General features: G+C 73.8%; 3 protein-coding genes and 2 pseudogenes. 2 read left to right on the plus strand and 3 right to left on the minus strand.

The window, feature by feature from the left end; translation table 11 throughout:
- Window positions 1–551: pseudogene (locus tag B7767_RS29075) on the minus strand (sensor histidine kinase); the annotation flags it as partial.
- Between the two features lie 179 nt (window positions 552–730).
- On the opposite strand from B7767_RS29075, the gene B7767_RS29080 reads away from it, so the two are divergent.
- Complete coding sequence (locus tag B7767_RS29080) at window positions 731–931, plus strand: hypothetical protein (RefSeq protein ID WP_085574759.1); 201 nt, start codon at window positions 731–733, stop codon at window positions 929–931.
- A gap of 41 nt (window positions 932–972) precedes the next feature.
- Here the strand turns inward: B7767_RS29080 and B7767_RS29085 are convergent, their stop codons facing one another.
- Window positions 973–1599 carry a dihydrofolate reductase family protein gene (locus B7767_RS29085; RefSeq protein WP_085574760.1) on the minus strand — a complete coding sequence of 209 codons (627 nt, stop codon included), beginning with the start codon at window positions 1597–1599 and terminating at the stop codon, window positions 973–975.
- 144 nt (window positions 1600–1743) lie between these two features.
- Between B7767_RS29085 and B7767_RS29090 the strand changes: the two genes are divergently transcribed.
- Window positions 1744–2496, plus strand: coding sequence for an SDR family oxidoreductase (locus tag B7767_RS29090; RefSeq protein ID WP_085574761.1), 753 nt, complete (start codon window positions 1744–1746; stop codon window positions 2494–2496).
- Window positions 2497–2846: 350 nt separating this feature from the next.
- Here the strand turns inward: B7767_RS29090 and B7767_RS45010 are convergent.
- Window positions 2847–3009, minus strand: a pseudogene (locus B7767_RS45010) (allantoicase); the annotation flags it as partial.

Raw genomic sequence — 3009 nt, forward strand, 5'->3', positions numbered from 1 at the left:
GACCGTACGAACATGCCCCAGCCGACGGTCGCGGCCGTCATCACGACGAAGAGGACGAGCACGGCGAGGTACGGCAGGTCGGGGTCGGGGCGCCACCAGAAGTACAGCGGGATGAGCGCCGCCTGCACACCGCCCACCCAGGCCACGTACCGGAAGGGCCGGTGCACGGCGAGCGTGAACAGGGAGATGATCGCCACGCCGCCGGAGGTCTCCGAGACGAAGCTGACCGGGATCATCGCGGCGGCCAGCGCGAACGGCCACCGCCGGCGCAGCCAGACCGCGGCGCACGACAGCGCGCCGAGCACCTGGTCGGCGACGGCCAGCGCGTGCGGGACGGCCTGGCTGTCGCGGAGCGTGTCGGCGCCCGCCAGGCCCACGAGCACGGCCAGCAGGAAGCAGACGAAGTCGACGATCCAGTCGCGGGCGGTGCGCCGGGGCCGTCGCCCGGAGCGGGCCGCGTCGGGGTCGAGTTCGTGGATGAGGGCGGACGGGAAGAACCATCGGCGCCCCGTGAACACCGGGGCGGTCTGCGCCGCCTTGTCACCAGTCACGGTCGACGAATCTACGCAGGGGGCGGCCCCGGCACAGCCGCGCCGGCGGGATCGGCTACCGAAGTCGCGGCACCGTGGACTTTCGGCGCTCCGGCCGGCGCGGAGCACCCTCTTCCGTCGGGACGGTCCCGCCCCGCGGCCGATGCGGGCGGGGGGCCCGCCGGGCGAGAGTCGGTGGCATGAAGCAATTGCTGGAGGTTCTGGGTTTCCTCGCCCTGGTGCAGGGGGTGGGGGGCCTGGTGAGCGAGCTCGCCGACTGGAACTGGGGGCTCGTCCACCGGTTCTCGTTCTTCGACGGTTACGAGCTCTTCGCGAGCATCGCCCTGCTGGTGCTGAGCGGTGCCCTGTTCGCCGCCGCGGAGAGCCAGAAGCCCGGCTGACCTCGCCGCCCGGGCGGCGGCGCCCGCCGGTGCGGCCGGTGTCAGGCGTTCTCCGGGAGCTCGTACGAGCCGTACTCGGGGCGGCCGGCGAAGTCGTAGGTCTGGATGGACACGCCCGCGGCGGTGATCTCTCCGCCGGCGTGCCGGAAGGCGCTCGGCATCGAGCCCTCCGGGAACAGGCGGCGCCCGGCACCGAGGACGACCGGGAAGGTCAGCAGGTGCAGGGTGTCCACGAGGTCGAGCGCGAACAGGGACCGGGCGAGGGCGCCGCTGCCGTGCAGCTGGAGCTCGCCGTCGGTGCGCTCCTTGAGGGCGGTGACCTCCTTGGCGAGGTCGCCGCGGATCACGGTGGTGCCGGCCCATCCGGGGTCGGTGAGGCCGGCGGAGGCGACGTACTTCGGCAGCGCGTTCAGTTTGCCGGCGACCGGGTCGGCGGGGTCGGTCATCTTCGGCCAGTACGAGGCGAAGATGTCGTACGTACGGCGGCCGAGGAGGAAGGCGCCCACGCGGGAGAAGACCCCGTTGACGAACCGGCCGAAGTCCTCGTCGCCGTAGGGGACGCTCCAGCCTCCCTGGTCGAAGCCGTCCCTGGTGTCCTCCTGGGGGCCTCCGGGGGCCTGGTAGACGCCGTCGAGGGTGACGAAGGTGGTCACTACGAGCTTGCCCATGACGGGTTCCTGCCTTCCGGTACGGGGATGGGGCGTGCCGTCATCAGCTCAGACCCCGGCGGGGCCCGCAACTCATCGGTGGTGCGTCAGGTCGACGTCCGTTCGCCGCCAGCGCGCCGGGGGCGGGAGCGCTGGGATGGACGCATGACGACTCACACTGTGGAGAAGACCCTGCTCGGCGAGGCGGCCCTGGTCACCGGGGGCAGCCGTGGGATCGGCGCGGCGACGGCGCTGCGGCTGGCACGGGAGGGCGCGGACGTCGCGGTGACGTACGTGAACGGCAAGGAGGCGGCCGAGGAGGTCGTACGGGCCGTGGAGGCGCTGGGGCGCCGCGCGGTGGCCCTGCGGGCGGACGCCGGTGACCCGGAGGAGGCGGCCGGGGCGGTGACCGCCGCCGCGCGGGAGCTGGGGCGGCTGGACGTGCTGGTGAACAACGCGGGGGTCGGCGTGCTCGGGCCGGTGGAGACGCTGTCCCTCGCGGATGTCGACCGGGTGCTCGCGGTGAACGTGCGCGGGGTCTTCCTCGCCTCCCGCGCGGCGGCCGCTCTCATGCCGCGCGGGGGGCGGATCATCACCGTCGGCACGTGCATGACCCAGCGGGTGCCCGGGCCGGGCGGGACGCTGTACGCGATGAGCAAGTCGGCGCTGGTGGGGCTGACGAAGGCGCTGGCCCGGGAGCTGGGCGGGCGGGGGATCACGGCGAACATCGTTCATCCGGGTCCGATCGACACGGACATGAATCCGGCGGGTGGGCCCCATGCGGAGGGGCAGGTGGCGATGACCGCGGTGGGGCGGTTCGGGAGGGCGGAGGAGGTCGCGGAGACGATCGCTCATCTGGCGGGGGCGGCGTACGTCACCGGGGCGGAGTTCTCGGTGGACGGGGGGCATGCGGCGTGATGCCCGCCCGGGCGTGGCGGCTGGGTGAGAGCCGCCACGCCCGGGGGTTGTTCCGCCGGTGGTTCGGCGGGTGCCGCGCGCAGAGGGTTGCTCTGCCGGTGGTTCGGCGGGTGCCGCTGCGCCCACCCTCCCCCGCTCTCGGCTCCTCCCCCACTCTCGGCTTCGCTCGAGCGGGGCCTCCATGAGCGGGGGACCCCCGTCGCCCTGGGGACACCTCCCAGGCCCTTGAGGCACTGGGGGAGGCGCGATTTGCCCGCAGCTACGGCGGTATGACGGCTGGACCGCGGCTACGGCGTGTACGGCTGTTCGCAACTGCGGCGGCGCGGCTGTCCGCGGCCGTGGTGGCGGGGTCAGTCGTTCCGGTCGGTCAGGGAGCCGAAGAGGCGGAGGCGGGAGATGCCGCCGTCGGGGTGGATGTCCACGCGGGCGTGGGTGGCGGTCGCCGGGGCGGGGAGGACGAAGCGGTGGTCGGTGTCGGGCTGGAGGCGGGTGCGGGGGAGGATCTCCCGCCAG

This window comes from Streptomyces sp. 13-12-16 (assembly GCF_002114215.1).
GTDB lineage: Bacteria > Actinomycetota > Actinomycetes > Streptomycetales > Streptomycetaceae > Streptomyces.